Annotated in this window: 12 protein-coding genes; 3 read left to right on the top strand and 9 right to left on the bottom strand. The window is 66.3% G+C overall.

Annotation, left to right across the window (positions count from 1 at the left end):
* The 4 genes from ACE3UY_RS05140 to ACE3UY_RS05125 all read right to left on the bottom strand — a co-directional run.
* Positions 1 to 449, bottom strand: a 449-nt coding sequence (locus tag ACE3UY_RS05140; protein WP_374686480.1) for a cyclic nucleotide-binding domain-containing protein, incomplete at its 3' end; no start/stop codon positions are given.
* Positions 450 to 538: 89 nt separating this feature from the next.
* A complete protein-coding gene (locus ACE3UY_RS05135; protein ID WP_374686479.1) occupies positions 539 to 1,567 on the bottom strand; it encodes an N-acetyltransferase family protein in 1,029 nt (342 codons plus the stop codon).
* 32 nt (positions 1,568 to 1,599) lie between these two features.
* Positions 1,600 to 5,211 carry an adenylate/guanylate cyclase domain-containing protein gene (locus ACE3UY_RS05130; protein ID WP_374686478.1) on the bottom strand — a complete coding sequence of 1,204 codons (3,612 nt, stop codon included), beginning with the start codon at positions 5,209 to 5,211 and terminating at the stop codon, positions 1,600 to 1,602.
* On the bottom strand, positions 5,211 to 5,543 hold the full coding sequence (locus ACE3UY_RS05125) for a UBP-type zinc finger domain-containing protein (protein ID WP_374686477.1): 333 nt from the start codon (positions 5,541 to 5,543) through the stop codon (positions 5,211 to 5,213). Before ACE3UY_RS05125 ends, ACE3UY_RS05130 begins: the two co-directional genes overlap by 1 nt.
* Positions 5,544 to 5,798: 255 nt before the next feature.
* Here ACE3UY_RS05125 and ACE3UY_RS05120 point away from each other — a divergent pair, with 255 nt between their 5' ends.
* Together ACE3UY_RS05120 and ACE3UY_RS05115 are read left to right on the top strand one after the other, a co-directional pair.
* Positions 5,799 to 7,073, top strand: coding sequence for an adenylate/guanylate cyclase domain-containing protein (locus ACE3UY_RS05120; protein WP_374686476.1), 1,275 nt, complete (start codon positions 5,799 to 5,801; stop codon positions 7,071 to 7,073).
* A gap of 208 nt (positions 7,074 to 7,281) precedes the next feature.
* Positions 7,282 to 8,127: a hypothetical protein gene (locus tag ACE3UY_RS05115; RefSeq protein ID WP_374686475.1), complete on the top strand. Its 846-nt coding sequence runs from the start codon at positions 7,282 to 7,284 to the stop codon at positions 8,125 to 8,127.
* A gap of 91 nt (positions 8,128 to 8,218) precedes the next feature.
* Here the strand turns inward: ACE3UY_RS05115 and ACE3UY_RS05110 are convergent, their stop codons facing one another.
* Complete coding sequence (locus ACE3UY_RS05110; protein WP_374686474.1) at positions 8,219 to 10,018, bottom strand: hypothetical protein; 1,800 nt, start codon at positions 10,016 to 10,018, stop codon at positions 8,219 to 8,221.
* Positions 10,015 to 10,500 carry a hypothetical protein gene (locus ACE3UY_RS05105; RefSeq protein ID WP_374686473.1) on the bottom strand — a complete coding sequence of 162 codons (486 nt, stop codon included), beginning with the start codon at positions 10,498 to 10,500 and terminating at the stop codon, positions 10,015 to 10,017. Before ACE3UY_RS05105 ends, ACE3UY_RS05110 begins: the two co-directional genes overlap by 4 nt.
* 207 nt (positions 10,501 to 10,707) lie before the next feature.
* Here ACE3UY_RS05105 and ACE3UY_RS05100 point away from each other — a divergent pair, with 207 nt between their 5' ends.
* Positions 10,708 to 11,832, top strand: coding sequence for a LysM peptidoglycan-binding domain-containing protein (locus tag ACE3UY_RS05100; RefSeq protein WP_374686472.1), 1,125 nt, complete (start codon positions 10,708 to 10,710; stop codon positions 11,830 to 11,832).
* A gap of 100 nt (positions 11,833 to 11,932) precedes the next feature.
* Here ACE3UY_RS05100 and ACE3UY_RS05095 read toward each other — a convergent pair whose 3' ends face one another.
* The 3 genes from ACE3UY_RS05095 to ACE3UY_RS05085 all read right to left on the bottom strand — a co-directional run bounded on the left by ACE3UY_RS05095 (position 11,933) and on the right by ACE3UY_RS05085 (position 14,592).
* Complete coding sequence (locus ACE3UY_RS05095; protein ID WP_374686471.1) at positions 11,933 to 12,604, bottom strand: SOS response-associated peptidase; 672 nt, start codon at positions 12,602 to 12,604, stop codon at positions 11,933 to 11,935.
* Positions 12,605 to 12,644: 40 nt separating this feature from the next.
* Complete coding sequence (locus ACE3UY_RS05090; RefSeq protein WP_374686470.1) at positions 12,645 to 14,240, bottom strand: pentapeptide repeat-containing protein; 1,596 nt, start codon at positions 14,238 to 14,240, stop codon at positions 12,645 to 12,647.
* Between the two features lie 139 nt (positions 14,241 to 14,379).
* Positions 14,380 to 14,592 (bottom strand): hypothetical protein, encoded by a 213-nt coding sequence (locus ACE3UY_RS05085; protein WP_374686469.1) that lies wholly within the window; start codon positions 14,590 to 14,592, stop codon positions 14,380 to 14,382.
* Between the last annotated feature and the right edge of the window lie 438 nt (positions 14,593 to 15,030).

The following is a 15,030-nucleotide window of genomic DNA, read 5'->3' as shown; positions in this document are numbered from 1 at the left end:
GTGCCCAACTGGGCCATCTTCTCGCTCTGCCGCAGCAGGTTCTGCGTGTTCTGCCAGCGCGAGAGGATGATGTCGAACATCGAGGCCGCGGCCGACGGGCTGATCTGGAGCAACTTGCGCAAATCCTCGCGGCCGATGCCCACCAGGTCGGTGGCGGTGCGCGCCCGCACCGTCGCCGTTCGCGGCGAGTCGAACACCAGGGCGATCTCCCCGAACACCTCGCCCGGGCCGCGCATCGCCAGCAGGATTTCGCGCTTCTGGCTGATCTTGATGATCTCCACCTCGCCGGTGCGGATCACGTAGGCCATGTCGCCCATGCTGCCCTCTTCGAACAGCACCTCGCCCGCCGGCAGATGGTACTCCCGGACGATCTGGCACAAACTCTGCAAGTCGTCGTCCGGCAGCGCGGCGAAAAGGGGGATTTTGCGGAGGAATTCGTAATTTGCCATGTTAGTGGTCAGTTGATAGTTAATAGTTGATAGTTATCAGTGGGTGCGCCGTCCTTCTTCCCTAGTCCCTGGCCCCTAGAACCTGGCCCCTACCCCGCCCAAGCAATGCGCGGGTCAACTTTGCGCGTCAGGCGATAGACGGCGGGGCGAAAGCCCAGGCGCGGCCAGAAGCGTTGCGCCTCCAGGTTCGTCGTGCGCCAATCGGCGACGCAGACCGCGTAGCCGCCGGCGGCCGCGTCGGCCAGGCCGGCCCGCGTCAGGGCGCGGCCGACGCCCAGCCGGCGCGCTTCCGGCCGCGTCGCCGCGACGTTCAGCACCACCGCCCGATCCGGAATCGACAGGTTATGGTCGGAGTGCGAGGCGGGAAAATAGGCCTGATAGCCCAGCACACGGCCCGACCCGCCGCTCGGCTCCGTCCGTTCGGCCAGCCAGACGTGCACCGTCTCGTCCGTCAGCATCTCGGCAAACCCCTCGCGAATCTCCTGGGCATACTCCGGCAACGCCGCGCCCCACACTGGCGGCCCGGCCAGATGTTGCCGCAGTAGGGGCGACATCTCCTCGACCATCACGTCGCGGTCGTCGGCCGTAGCCCGCCGGATACGCACGCCCTCCGGCAACAAGCCCGGATCGCCGGCGTCCTCGCCGGCCTCCCCGGCCACTAGCGAACGCAGCGCGTGACACTGCTCCTGCCCAAAGCTCAACGCGAACCAGGCCTCCAGCCCTGCCCGGTCGCCGGCCGGCATCATCACGTAGTGGTCGAACGCCCCCAATCGCAACCACTCCGACCCGACCACGGCGTAGAGCTCGCCATAGAGATCGACCGGCGCGTCGGCGGCCAGGGCGTGACCGGCCAATGGAACCCAGGCGTGCCGGCCGCGCAGCGTGTCGAACTGGGCCTCCCCGAGCAAAAAGCCGGCCAGCCGTCCATCGCGCAGCGCGGCCACACCCCGCGACCACGCGCGGTGCCACACCTCGCGCACCGCGCCCAACGCCGTCCGCGGGGTCTCAAAGCGGGCCGGGAGCAGCGGCATGTCGGCGCGGTCGCGCGCGTGCCGCCGGGCCAGCAGTTCGCCCGCTTGGGGCAAAAGCTCTTCGTGGAAGGGAACGATCTCGAACATATAGTGGTTAGTGGTCAGTGGTCAGTGACTAGTCACTGACCACTGACCACTCTCTGTATTTCCGGCCGGTTCAGAAATGCCTTCCGCAACTCCGGCTGCTCCTCCAGTTGCCCGGCGAGATAGTTAATCACCGCCACCGCCCGCGCCCGGTAGCCGGACGCCTGCGCCGGATCCGGCTCCAGTTCGCTGAGGGCCGCCAGCGCCAGCCATTCTGCCCAGCGCGCCCCCTGGCGCTCGGCCTCGTCCAGCGCCTCCCGGTAGGCGGCGCGGGCCTCGTCGAGGCGGCCGAGTTGGCGCAGGGCATCGCCGCGCAGGCGATAGGCCTCTCCCAGTTGCGACGCAAAACCAAATCGGGCCAGATTCGCCACCAGCTGATCGATAGCTGCCAGCACTTCCACCGGACGCTCGGCGGCCAGGGCGATAGTGAGCGCAGTTAGCACGTGAAAGATACCGAGCGGTCCGCCGCGACTGAACTCGGCCGGGCCGGCCCACGCTATCGCGGCCGAAAGGTTATACGCCGCGATTGCGTCGCCCGCGTCAAGGTGGTCGAGCGCCTCCCAGAGAGCCGGAAAAGCCAGCGATTTTAAGCCCTGGCTGAGTCGGGCCCGAATCACCGCCAACCGCTCTCGCTCGGCGGCAAGTTGGCCCAGCCGGCTCAGCAACGAGCGCAGGACGAAGGACATATTCTCGGCCAGGCTGAAGAAGCCGGCCTGCAAGGGAAGCTCGGCGCTTACCCACACCAGGGGCAGCGCCTCGCCAAACCGCCCCTGTTCCATCAAGGCAAAGCCCAGCGCGGCGCTGCCAAATGCCTCGGGCCAGGGACTGCCAATGCGCCGGCCGACGGCCACCGCCTCACGGGCCAGCCTCTCCGCGCCGGTCAGGTCGCCGCGCAGCAGCAAGCCCTGGGCCCATATGCCCAGGATGTCAGCCATCATCGGCTCATTGCCCAACTCCAGCCAGCGCCGGTAGGCCACCTCAAAGGCGGCGAAGGCGTCGTCGGTGCGGCCGACGGTGGCATAGGCGCGGCCGATGTCGTTCAGTACATACGCCTCCAGTTCGGTCAGGTCGTGCTCGCGGGCCAGCGCCAGGGCGCGCTCCCCCTCCTCAACCGCTCGCGCCCCGTCCGGAGCGGCGTTGACGAACAGCAGCAGCCGCGCCCAATGGCCGTAGGCAGCGGCGTCGACGCGGCCGGTGCGCTCGGCCAGGGTTAGGATGCGGTCGGCCAACACGCCGCCGCGCTCGGCGTTGAGGTAAGGTGTCGGCGTCAGGTAGAGCGGGGCCTGGGGCATCAGCCCGCCCAGTTCCAGCGTCGGGCTGTGGCGCTCGCGGCCCAGCCGCTCTAGCTCCTCGTAGTTACGCAGGGCGTCATCGTGTCGCCCGGCAACCTCCAACACCCGGCCGCGCCGCCGGTACAGTTCGACCACCTGCGCTTCGTCAACGGCCTCCGGCGTCACCCGGCAGATGTCCAGCGCGCGGCTGAGGTGCTCCAGCGCCTCGACGTTGGCGTAGAGGCGCGCCGCCGCCTCACCGGCCAGCGCGTAGTAGCGCACCGCCCTGGGCCAGTCGCGGCACTCGGCGAAGTGGTAGGCCAGCCGCGGCGCCTCATCCGTCAGCCGGTCGGTGTAGAGCGCCTCGATGGTCTCGCCCACCCGCCGGTGGTAGCGGCGGCGCTGGCGCAACAGGATAGTCTCATAGGCCGCGTCGCGCGTCAGGGCGTGGCGAAAGGCGTACTCCGCCTCAAAGCCGGAGCCGGCCGGCCGCACCAGGTCGGCCTGGGCCAGCCGCTTCAGGTGTTCGTCAAGCGCCGCCTGCGGCTTTTCGACGATGCGTTCCAGCACGCGGAACGGGAAAGAGCGGCCGATGACCGACGCCAGTTGCAGCGTCCGGCGCACCTCCGGCTCCAGCTGGTCGATGCGCGCCGTCAGCAATGCCTGCACGTTGCCCGGCAGGCCGATCAGCGCCACGACCTGCTCTACATCCGCGTTCGTGTCCCAGTGAAGCCCCCCATCCGCATCTGAGGAACCCGCATCTGAGGATGCGGACTCTGTTGGGTAGCTGCCGCTTGCTCCCCCCCGCCGCAACACGCCGCTGTCCAGTAGCGTCCGCACCGTCTCCTCGACGAAGAACGGGTTGCCCTCCGCCTTGCGCTGGATGAGTTCGCAGACGGCGTCCGGCACTTCGGCGTCGCCGAGCAGTTCGCGCAGCAACACGCGGCTGTGATCATCCGACAGCGGCTCCAGGTAGATAGAGGCGCAATACTCCGGGTACTCCAGTTGCGCTTCCAGATAGAGTTGCCAGCCAGGCGTGTTCCAATCCGGCCGCATGGCGAACAGGAACAAGATGGGGTATTTACGCACCAGCGGCAGCAGGTAGCGCAGCGCTTCCAGCGAGGCCGTGTCCGCCCAGTGCACGTCGTCGATGACATAGACCACCGGCCCCTGGCTGGCCTGCACCTGGGCCATCTGCTCCAGCACCGACCGCAACTCGCGCTGGAATGCCTCTCCATCCCCCAGGTGCGACGCGCCGTCCCCGGCGCGTTGCACCTCACCCAACAGAAACCCGAACACCCGGTGCATCCGCTCATGCAGCGCCGCGGGGTAGGCGCTGATGAGCGCCTCCAGGCGTTCGTGGATGACGGCCGGTGGGTCGGTCTCCCGGATGCCGCAGTAGGTGCGCACCTGCCGCTTGAGCATGTCGTAGGGGCGGCTGGCCCCAAAGGAGAGGGCCACAAACTCCGACCAGCCGCGCCACAGCGGGTCGATGTCCCCGAAGGCCGCCGCCAACTGGTCGCGCCACACCTGGCGTACCTCGGCGATGAGGCGGCTCTTGCCCAACCCGGCCTCGCCGATCAGGTAGCAGATGCGGCTCTGGCCTTCCTTCAGCTCCATCAGGATGTCGCGCAGCCGGGCGATCTCGCGGTCGCGGCCGACCAAGGGAACCTGGATACCATCCAGCCCGCGCAGCCGGCCCGGTTGCGGCTCCAGCCCCAACACCCGGTAGGCGTGAACCGGCTCTTCCTTGCCCTTCACCTCGATGCCGCCCAGATCCCACACGTCGAACAGCGGAGCGATGAGGCGGTAGGTGTCTTCGGCGATCTGGACGGTTCCCGGCGCGGCGGTCTGTTCCATACGGGCCGCCACGTTGATGGCGTCGCCCATGGCCGTATACTCGCCCGCCTGGCCCGTACCCATCTCGCCCACCACCACCGGCCCCGTGTTGATGCCGACGCGCACGTTGAACTCCAGGCCGTAATCCTGCTCGAACTCGCGGGCGAAGGCGCGGATGCCGTTAACGATGCCCAGGCCGGCCAGCACCGCCCGCTGGGGGTCATCCTCGTGGGCCTGAGGCGCGCCGAAGAAGGCCAGCACCGCGTCGCCCATCAAGCGGGCGATCATGCCGCCATACTCCTCGACGGGCGAGATCATGTACCGGAAGGCCTCGTTCATCACTTCGGCCCACTCTTCCGGGTCGAAGCGGCCGGCCAGCGAGGTGGAGCCGACCACGTCGCAGAAGAGGACGGTGATGACGCGGCGCTCGCCAACGACCGCCTTCCCGCCCCCGGCCCCACCCGATGGAAAGGGGGCAGCGGTGTCAGCAGCGCGGCCAGATGGCGCGGCGTTCGGCGGTCGGCCGAAAGTGTCCATTAGCGACGGCGGGGGATGATGAAGTCCTCATCCTCGTAGCACCACATCCACTCTTCGCCACCCTCCATGGACATCACCACGGGGTGGCCGGCCTCCTTGGCGTGGCGCGAGGCGTGCTTATTCTGGGAACTGTTGCAGCAACCTACGTAGCCGCAGGTCAGACACACGCGCAAGTGAATCCAGGTTGCCCCCATTTTCAGACAGTCTTCGCAGCCGACAGTCCTCGGCTCCACCTGCTGGAGTTGATCCACATGCACGCAATTGGTGGGGCGTTTCAGTTCGCCCGCCTTCACCCGGCGGACGGCGTCCTGGACGAGCGCAGCATCGTTCATTCGATCTCTCCTCTACGGTTAACCTGCTGGCGGCCACAAAAGCCCGGCTACATCCGGGCCGCGGCGTCGATCGGCGCGAGTGTACGCGGATTGAGAAGCACTGTCAAACTGCCCCTTGCCCACTTTTCTCGTTCGCTATAATAGGATCGTCCGTCAGCCGTCGCCGCCTACACCGCAAGCACGGTGGGCTTACAGGGTATACAGTGGGTTCGCCGTGCGCCCACAGAGTGCACACAACGCACGAGAGAAAAACCTATGGCTATTCTTTCCGATACGCCCAAGGCGTGGCGACCGACCTGGAGCGCCCGCCTGTTGAACCTATTTGGGCCGCTGGTCTTCTCCGGCAGTCGCCCCGACGACAGCGAGGAGGAACGGCTGCGCAAGGCGCAACTGATGGGCGGCAGCCTGCTGCTGCTGCCCGTGGCCGTCACCTGGGCCGCTCTCTACGCCCTCTACCATGAGCCACTGGCCGCGGGCATCACCCTGGGCTACGCGGCGATCATGCTGGGGGCGATGGTCTACCTGGCGCGGGCCGGCCGGCGCGCGCCGCTGGGGTTCATCCAATGGTTCTGCCCGATCCTGCTGCCGTTTCTGCTCACGATCGTCCTGGGCGGCATCGCCCAATCGAGCGCGCTCATCCTCGGCGCGCTCATGTCCCCCCTCGGCGCGATGCTCTACCACAACCGCGACGCGGCCACGCGCTACTTCGTCGCCTACGTCCTCCTGATCGTCGTGACCAGCGCCATCAACCCTTACCTGCGGCACGACAACAACCTGCCCGAATGGCTCATCCTGACCCTCTTCGCGCTCAACGTCATCATCGTCTCCAGCCTGGCCTTCTTCCAGACCCGCGCCTTTGTCCACCAGCGCGACAACGCCCTGTGGATGCTGCGCCTGGAACAGGAAAAAAGCGAGGCCCTGCTGTGTAACATCCTCCCTGAATCCATCGCCGGCATCCTGAAGAATGACCAGCGCACCATCGCCGAGCGCTTCGACGCGGTCAGCATCCTGTTCGCCGACGTGGTCGGCTTCACGCCCCTCTCGACCACCGTCGAGGCGGCCGAGATGGTGAACCTGCTCAACGAGATCTACACCCACTTCGACAACGTGGTGGACAAGTACGACCTGGAGAAGATACGCACGATGGGCGACGGTTACATGGTCGCCTCCGGCGTGCCCACGCCCCGCCCCGACCACGCCCATGCCCTGGCCGGCGCAGCGCTGGAGATGATGGACTTTCTGAAAAGCTGGGCCTCGCCGCGCGCCGCGGAGATTCAGTTCCGCATGGGCATCAACACCGGGCCGGTGCTGGCCGGGGTCATCGGCCGCAAGAAGTTCAGCTACGACGTGTGGGGCGACCCCGTCAACATCGCCAGCCGCATGGAATCGCACGGCCAACCGGGCAAGATTCAGGTCGGCCGTCCCACCTACGAACTGATCAAGGACGATTTCATCCTGGAGCCGCGCGGAACCATCGACGTGAAAGGCATCGGCGAGATGGAGACGTGGTTTCTGCTCGGCCGGCGTTGAGTAGGGGCGCACCTACGTGTGCGCCCTGGGGCTGCGTGTGCGCCCTGGGGCTGCGTGTGCGCCCTGGGGCTGCCTGTGCGCCCTGGGGCTGCCTGTGTGCCCTAGGGCTGCGTATGTGCCCTAGGGCAGACACGCCGGTCTGCCCCTACTATTGTAAGCGCAGCAACGGCCACCTATACTCCCTGACATCTCACCCGAGGCAAAGATCGTGACACATTTTGTAACAAAACGCGCGCCGGCCGTCGCTCTCCTGATCGCCCTCCTGCTGTTGCCCGCCTGCGCCGGTCAGGAGGCCGCGCAGCCGACCATCGCCCCCACGACGGGTGCGGCGGCCGCGACAGCCGCCGACACCGTCGCCGACGCCGCCACCGTCGCCACGCCCCTACCGGCCACTGTCCCGGCGGCGACACCCTTGCCGACCGCCACCCTCGCGCCTGATCCCGCGACGGTTGAGGCCGCCGCGTCGCCGGCCGCCCCGACCGCGGCCGCCACCCGTACCGGCGCAAACTACGTCCTGAGCCTGCCGCGCGAGGCGGCTGTGCCCGCTGATTGGCTGATGAACCCACCGCCCGACTTCCAGACGCGCTCGCCGGGGCCGGGCGATACCTACCGCTTCGCCTGCCTGGAGTTGCCCGCCCGCAGCACCGGCCTGGCGACCGTTGGCTACCGCAGTCTGGAGGGGCTGCCCAGCGTCGCCATCGAGTACGCCGTCTATCCGTCGGCGACCGAAGCCGGCGCGGCGCTGGCCGACATGCGCCAGGCGGCATCGGACTGCATCGAGTTCACCATCGGCGAGGGGGACAATGCGATCCAGGCTGCCTTCGCGCCGCTGGACTTTCCCGCGCACGGGGATGACAGCTTCGCCATGGCGCTGACCACCAGCGGCCCGACCACTGGCGATCTGCTGACCCACGTCATCAAGATTCAGCGCGGCCACGTGGTCATCGGCATCAGCCACGCCGCCGCCGCCAGCGGCCCGCTGCCCGACACGGCGCTGACGGAGTCGTTGGCGCAATTGGCCGTGGAGCAGATCGATGCGCTGACCGGCGAGTAGCCGCCGTTCGTAGTCAGACCATTCATTGCCGTTCTTCGCGCAAGGAGGGGCAAGAACGGCAATGAATGGCCTGACTACAAGCCGCGTCTCGCTACCCACGCAACTCGCGCAGGTTGTCGCGAATCATATAGAGCACCACCGCCGCCAACCCACCGATGATGATCCACTGCCAGAACTCGATGAACAGGATGACGGCGCAAATGATGGCCAGCAGGATGATGACCGTCAGCAGAAAACGGGCCAGATGCCCGCGGGCCAGCGCGTCAACCGTGCCGAAGATCAGCGCGGCGGCGATGGCCCAGGCGATCCAGTGTGGCGGCGTGGTGATGAGCAGATAGCCGAACGACATCATCGCCAGCGCGCCGCTCAGCGCCGCCCAGATCTCCATCGACCGCCGCAACTGCACCGGCGGCGCCGGGTGGTGGGGGTGGCGCAGGTGGGCGTGCGGCGGCCCCAGGTCGCCCCGCTCCACCCGCCCCAGGAAGTCGCTCAGCGCCAGCCGCGTCTCCGATAGCTCCGTCTCGCGGGCGATCAGGGCCTGGAAGGCGCGTTGTTTATCCAACAGGTCGCGCGTGCGGCTCTGGTGGAGTGTGCTGAAGTAGTCGGTCGCCTTCAGCGCCTCCACGTCGAGGGCCACATCGCGCAGCGTTTCCCGCTCCGTCTCGATCTCCTGGCGCACTTTCCGCAGTTCGTCGCTTACCTCGCCGATACGCTCGCCCAACTCATCGGCCAACACGTGCGGCGGGAAAAGCTTGTCCACGCCGGCCCAGCCCAACGGGTCGTACCACGACATGCGGATGCTGCCGTCCCGGTTGTACTTGGGGCCGGAGGGCGCGCGCTCGCCGCCGAGCCGATCCTGTGTGTCCAGCCCCCACAGACCGCGGTAATTGTTGACCCAGGGCACGCTGTCAGAGATGAGCACCGGCGTCCAGGCCAGCGGTTGGCCCGGCCCGATGGCCGCGCCATCGCCGCGCGCGTAATCGACGAAGGGCACGCTGATCAGACTCTCGATGCGCCGCGCGGCCGCCTCCGGGTCGCCCTGGCGCAGCGTCTCCGACCAGAACTTGCGCACGGCGTTCAGCACGTTCTTGACCGGCGTCAGAAAGGCCGGTTCGATGTTCATCATGTACTCGCCCGGCTCGAAGTAGCTGCCGTGAGAACCCGCGCCCGCGAAGAGAATGGGGTGATTGCCCTCGCGGAAGAGCAGCGGGTCGTCGAAGCGGCGGCGCAACTCGTCCCCCCTGAAGTCGTGGGAGGCATAGGCCACCCACATGGGCCGGGCCGCCTCCCCCTCGGCCTGGTAGAGGAAGATGAGCGCCTGCTCCCAGTCGGCTTCGTGGTCGTTGACGCCATAGAAGCCGGAGCGCCAGTTGTTCATGGGGTAGAAGTACAGGTAGTGGAGGACGATCCAGCCCCCCTCGCGCACAACGCGGCCGTAGTAGACCGGGCGATTGTCGCGCCGGTCCAACTCGCGCATCTTCACCTCACCCGCGGCGGCCGTGCCGCCGGGCAGCGTGCCGCGCACGGCCAGCGACAGGTCGAAGAAGGCGTCGCCGATGCGCGAGATGAGCGGAACCCGCGCCAGCCGGGCGGGAGCCTTGAAGGGCGGCCGGTCGGGCCGGGTGATCCAGCGCTGGTACTCCAGCGGCGACAGCGGCTCGCTCACGAAGCGCAGAAAGAGGACGTGGCCGGCCGGCAAGCTGTCATAAGTTGCCAGCTTCTCCAGCGTCAACTCCCCCTCCTTGACCAACTCGTTCAGCTTCTTGTCCGCCGTCAGCTCCCACAGGCTGGAAGCGCGCACGTACTCATCCACCGCGCGCGGGAAGAACAGCTCACCATAGGTGAAGCGGACGATAGGCTCATACTCGCGCAGCAGTTCCAGATCGTTCACGCCGGCCTCCGCGGGTTCTCTGACCGGCGCTCGAAGGCGATCTGCACACTGCGCTCGTTCAGGTAGAAAACAGCGATGACGTGGATGACCATGTTCACATACTGCGGTTCATCTACCAGGTAAAGTCGGATGTTGTAGGCCAGACCGATGCCGATGATGAGCATCGTCCCGATCCATGCCCAACGCAGGCGAAACCATAGGCCGAGAATGAGGATCAGCAGGACGGCGATGACGATCAGACTGATCAGCATCAGCACGCTGTCTCGCGGATGGAGACTCAGCAGCAGCTTCAGGATACCGACCGAGTCGCGGAACTGCGTGGCGATCTGCCGGAGCAGTAGCGTGGGGTAGCCAAATTGGATGCGGATGATATCGAGCACCGCCGGGAGGGCCATCAGCAAGAGCAGCAGCATGATGGCGTAGAGACCAAACGGCCGCCGGCCGGCAGCGCGGGCCTCAGGGTGTATCGTCTCTTTCTGCAAATCGCGACCTCCTCGTTGGAAACCGCAGCAATGATAGACGATTACGCTCTAACGGGCACGCCACGAAGTGCGACCCACTTTCCGAAGTGGGTTGCACTTGTGGCCGCCCACCTGTCAGGTCTCAAATCGTCACTTGCCAACTCAATAACCCTATGCCACAATTCTGGCGCTGCAACATCAACAAATCTGTCTGTATGGTAGATAACAATGAAAACACACCGTAATCTTATTCTGCTGTTGCTTCTCCCCTTGCTCCTCCTCGCCGCGAAGGTGGCGCGCGCCGACACGGTGCACGTCGTCGAGCCGGGCGACACGCTGTGGAGCATCTCCGTCAAGTACGGCGTCAGCATGGAGGCCATCGCCGAGGCGAATGACCTGGAGAATATCCGTGTTGTGAGTATCGGCCGGTCTCTGATCATTCCTGGCGTCAGCGGCCCGTTGGGCGCGCCCACGCCGACTCCCCGCCCCCCGGCCACCCCGCGCCCCTACACCATCCCGGCTAGCGCCGTGGCGACCGAGGGCGGCGTCATCCACACCGTCGAGGCGGGCGACACGCTGTATCGCATTTCCGTGATCTACAACATCACGATGGACGCCATTGCCGAGGCCAATGAACTGGCCGACCGGCGCATCGTCGCCATCGGCCAGAAGATCTTCGTGCCCGGTGCGTCTCTACCGACGACGGCGACCGCCACCGCAGCGGCCACCAAGCCAGACACCGTTCCGGCGGTCACCGCGACCCCGGCCCCTGCCGCCAACCTGTTCAAGAACGGCAGCTTCGAAGGCCCGTGGTACTTCTCCGGCTACAACGAGCTTCAGGTTCCGGAAGGCTGGCTGCTGACGACCGACGAAGGGCCTAACGAGCTCGTCCCCGGCGACGGCGGGCTGTTCGCCCGGCCGGAAGTGCGCGTGGTCGATACGGGATCGTTCCCGGAGGACGAGCAGCAGCTGTTCATCTTCAGCGGCAGCCACACCGTCAAGGCGTTCAAGGGGTATGCGCCGACGTCGTTCGCCATGTTCCAGGACGTGTACCTGCAACCCGGCCGCTACCGGATGACGCTCAACTTCTTCCCCGATCTCGTCGCCAATTACAATGACAACGGCAATCGCGTCTGGGCCACCGATCCGCTGTCGGGCGAGATGCGCATCATCCACAACGACGGCGGCAGCGGTTGGACGACGGTCAGCGTCGGCCAGCGCAACACGCGCGTCTACGAGTTCTCGGTCAGCCAGCCCGGCGCGGTGCGACTGGGCGCGGCATTCCGCAACCGCTTCGGCATCGCCAACAACGGCTGGTTCCTCGACGACTGGCGCCTGGAACGCATCGGTTAGGAAAGAGCTCACGCCAAGCACGCAAAGATTACCAAGAACGCAAAGAACCCTTTTCTTCTTTGCGTTCTTGCCATTCTTTGCGTACTTGGCGTGAGCTCTTTTAGCCCTCAACCAAAGGAGCGATGCAGTCGGCCGTGTCGTTCTGGGGGCGGTTGACGGCGGTGCTGACCGGGTAGGCAACCAGGCGCGCCGGGCCGGCCGGCCGCAACAGGTGGTTAAGCTGGTCGGCGGCCGTCGCCGGATCGAGCCACATACTGTGGTCCTCCGGCTCCAGGATGACCGGCATGCGGTTGTGGATCGACTCCATCAGCGCGTTGGGCGTCGTGGTCAGGATGGTGCACGTCTCCAGCAGCCCGCCGTCGGCCGACTGCCACACCTCCCACAGCCCGGCCAGCGACATCACCCCCCGCCCTGCCTCGTGGATGTACATCGGCTGCTTGCGCCCGTTCTCCTGCCGCCACTCATAGAACCCCGTGGCCGGAATGAGGCAGCGGCGGCGCTTGAACGCGGCGCGAAAGGCGGGCTTGTCGGCCGCCGTCTCGGCGCGGGCGTTGATCATCTTTGCGCCCATCGACGGGTCTTTGGCCCACGACGGGATCAGGCCCCATTGAAAGTGTGTCCACTCGCGCTCCCCAGCCGGCGACAGCCGGACGGCGGCGACGGGCTGGGTGGGCGCGATGTTGTAGCGGGGAGCCAGAAACGGAACTTCGGGCAACTGATAATGGGCCGCCACCTCTTCCCCGGTGGCCGCCAGCGAAAATCGGCCGCACATGCGTTTCCTCCACTTCCCGGCGGTGGGCAAACCGCCGGGTCTAGACGACCGGCTCGCGCTGTGGCTCGGGCCGGGCGGACGAACGCAGCAGCGCGCCGGACGACAGCGGGTCGAACCCGGCCGGCCAGCGCGTGCTCGCGTCGTAACGGGCGCCATTCAGATTCGTGTCTTGCAGATTCGTCTCGCGCAAGTCAGTCCCGACCAGATTCGACTCGCGCAGGTCGGTGCTGCGCAGATTGGCCCGGCGCAGATCGGCCCGGCCCAGGTCGGCCAACCACAGCTTGGCCGCCCGCAAATCCGCGCCGTTCAGGTTGGCCTCGCGCAGATTCGCGCCGGCCAGATCGGCCCGGCTCAGGTCGCGCTGCATCGCGCCCTGGTTGACAATCTCCCACACCAGCCGCCACTTCGGGTCGATCTGGGTGAGCTCAGATACCTGGGTATTGCGCAGGTCGGTCCAACTCATCTTGGCCCGGCTGAAGTCGGCCTTAGTCAGATCGGCCCCGTTCAGGTTCGCGCCGCTCAGGTTCGCCTCGCGCGCGTCCGCCCCGGCCAGCGCGGCGCGGCTAAAGTTGGCCCCGCTCAGGTTGGAACCGCTCAGGTCGGCGGCGGTCAGGTCGGCGCGGGCGAAGTTGGCTTTGGTCAGGCTGGCGCGGCTCAGGTCAGCGCGGCTCAGGTCGGCCTCGCTCAGATCGATCTCGCGCAAGTCGCGGCCGGCCGCGCCGCGGTTGACGATCTCCCAGGTCAGCCGCCACTTGGGATCGAGTTGGGTGCGATCGTCGATACGCGCTTTGTAGAGTTTGGCGCGGCGCAGGTCGGCGCGGGTGAGCCGGGCGGCTGAGAGGTCGGCCTCCCATAAACGGGCCGCGCGCAAATCCGCGCCCCACAGATCAACGTCGCGCAGGTCGGCGCGGCTCAGGTCGCGCCCGGCCGCGCCGTGGTTGACGATCTCCCAGGCCGTGCGCCACTTGGGGTCTAGCTGCGTGACCTCATCGATGAGCATGCCCGCCAGGTCGGCCTGGTTCAGGCTGGCTCCGGTCAGGTCGGCCCCGGTAACGACGGCGTGGCTCAGGTCGGCCCCGGTCAGGTCGGCCCCGGCCAGCCTGGCCTCGACCAGCAGCGCCCGCTTCAGGTCGGCCCCGGTCAGGTCGGCCCCGGTCAGATCCGCCCCGGTCAGGTCGGCCTCCTGCAGCACGGCCTGCTTCAGATTGGCCTCGCGCAGGTTGGCTCCGGACAGATCCATGCCCCGCAGAACAGCCTTGCGCAAGTTAGCGCCCTGGGCATTCTTGTCGGCCGCCAGCCGCTCGCGCAGGTGAGCAACGTCCGGCCCCCAGCCATTGTCGCCAGTCGCCGGCGGCGAGGGCGGCGTTGGGACGGGCGCGATGGCCGGCTCGGCCGCGCGCGCCTGCAACAGTTGCTCGACGGCGAGTTGTTGCTGCTGCTGCTGCTCCTGCATGGTCCAGCGCAGGGCGCGCAGTTGCTCGTCGTTGAGGTCCTTCTGGCCCTTCAACTGGTTGTCGAGCTGGCGCTGTGTGGCCCGGCGCACGCCCGAAAGGATGATGGCGGCGATAATGCCGGCCGCCAGCAGGGCTATAAGACCGCCTATTAGGGTAAAGAGGAGTGCCTGGGCTACGCTCATCGGTTACATGTCTCCACAATACAACAATGCCAAGTGGTGGGGCCACTTATACTCTGCCCCATTCTAGCATTGATTCACCCGAGACGAGTAACCGCGATCGCAGAAATTACGACCTTGTCACGCCCTCTTTGCCCATTTTTCACGCGCCCAGACGCAGATGCATAAAGGGCTTCTGCCGTTCGCAGGGGTGGTCGTCATCGAGGTGACGCCAGTAGTAGCTGTTGCCGCCGTTCGCCATCAGCCGGCGAACGCGGAGAATGACTTTGCCGCCACACTTGGGGCAGCGGGCTTCGGTGGGCGCTGCCTGGGAGGCAGTGATGATGGTCCCGAAAGACGATACTGCTGTCTTCACGGTCCTGGCTCCTATGGACGTGGTGCGCTGCCACGCGGGGCTCAACTGGCGGCGCTTTATCCGGCGAGGCAGTACACTACAACAGACAGACAGACGGAGCCTCGACCTGGCTTAGAGACGCACAGAATAGTAGCCCGCGCACGGCGCGACAGGGACTATTTATTCAGTTGTGGTACTACTCGATAGGTATGATTATCTATTACTGATGCCGGCGACTATATCATACTTTAGTACTATTGACAATAAGTAATCTTGCCAATTTGGGCAATTTCTCTCTGTAATCGAGGCTTATACGTGTTAATTCGGCAGTATAAGGCAGGGCGCTAATCCACACCGTAGCAGCGCTGTTTTCACCACCTGACTCAACCGGATAGTGTCGATTAGCGCAGCGATCAGCTTCCCTCTCATTGTTTGGCGGCGCGGCGCAATTCGACTACA

This window comes from Promineifilum sp. (SeqCode) (assembly GCF_041918635.1).
GTDB lineage: Bacteria > Chloroflexota > Anaerolineae > Promineifilales > Promineifilaceae > Promineifilum.
This window is presented reverse-complemented; position numbering and strand designations above follow the sequence as displayed.

Bases quoted from the DNA above. Each gene is read 5' to 3' on its own strand.
- ACE3UY_RS05125 (WP_374686477.1), bottom strand. From the start codon at position 5,543: ATGAACGATGCTGCGCTCGTCCAGGACGCCGTCCGCCGGGTGAAGGCG.
- ACE3UY_RS05120 (WP_374686476.1), top strand. From the start codon at position 5,799: ATGGCTATTCTTTCCGATACGCCCAAGGCGTGGCGACCGACCTGGAGC.
- ACE3UY_RS05130 (WP_374686478.1), bottom strand. From the start codon at position 5,211: ATGGACACTTTCGGCCGACCGCCGAACGCCGCGCCATCTGGCCGCGCT.
- ACE3UY_RS05135 (WP_374686479.1), bottom strand. From the start codon at position 1,567: ATGTTCGAGATCGTTCCCTTCCACGAAGAGCTTTTGCCCCAAGCGGGC.
- ACE3UY_RS05095 (WP_374686471.1), bottom strand. From the start codon at position 12,604: ATGTGCGGCCGATTTTCGCTGGCGGCCACCGGGGAAGAGGTGGCGGCC.
- ACE3UY_RS05100 (WP_374686472.1), top strand. From the start codon at position 10,708: ATGAAAACACACCGTAATCTTATTCTGCTGTTGCTTCTCCCCTTGCTC.
- ACE3UY_RS05090 (WP_374686470.1), bottom strand. From the start codon at position 14,240: ATGAGCGTAGCCCAGGCACTCCTCTTTACCCTAATAGGCGGTCTTATA.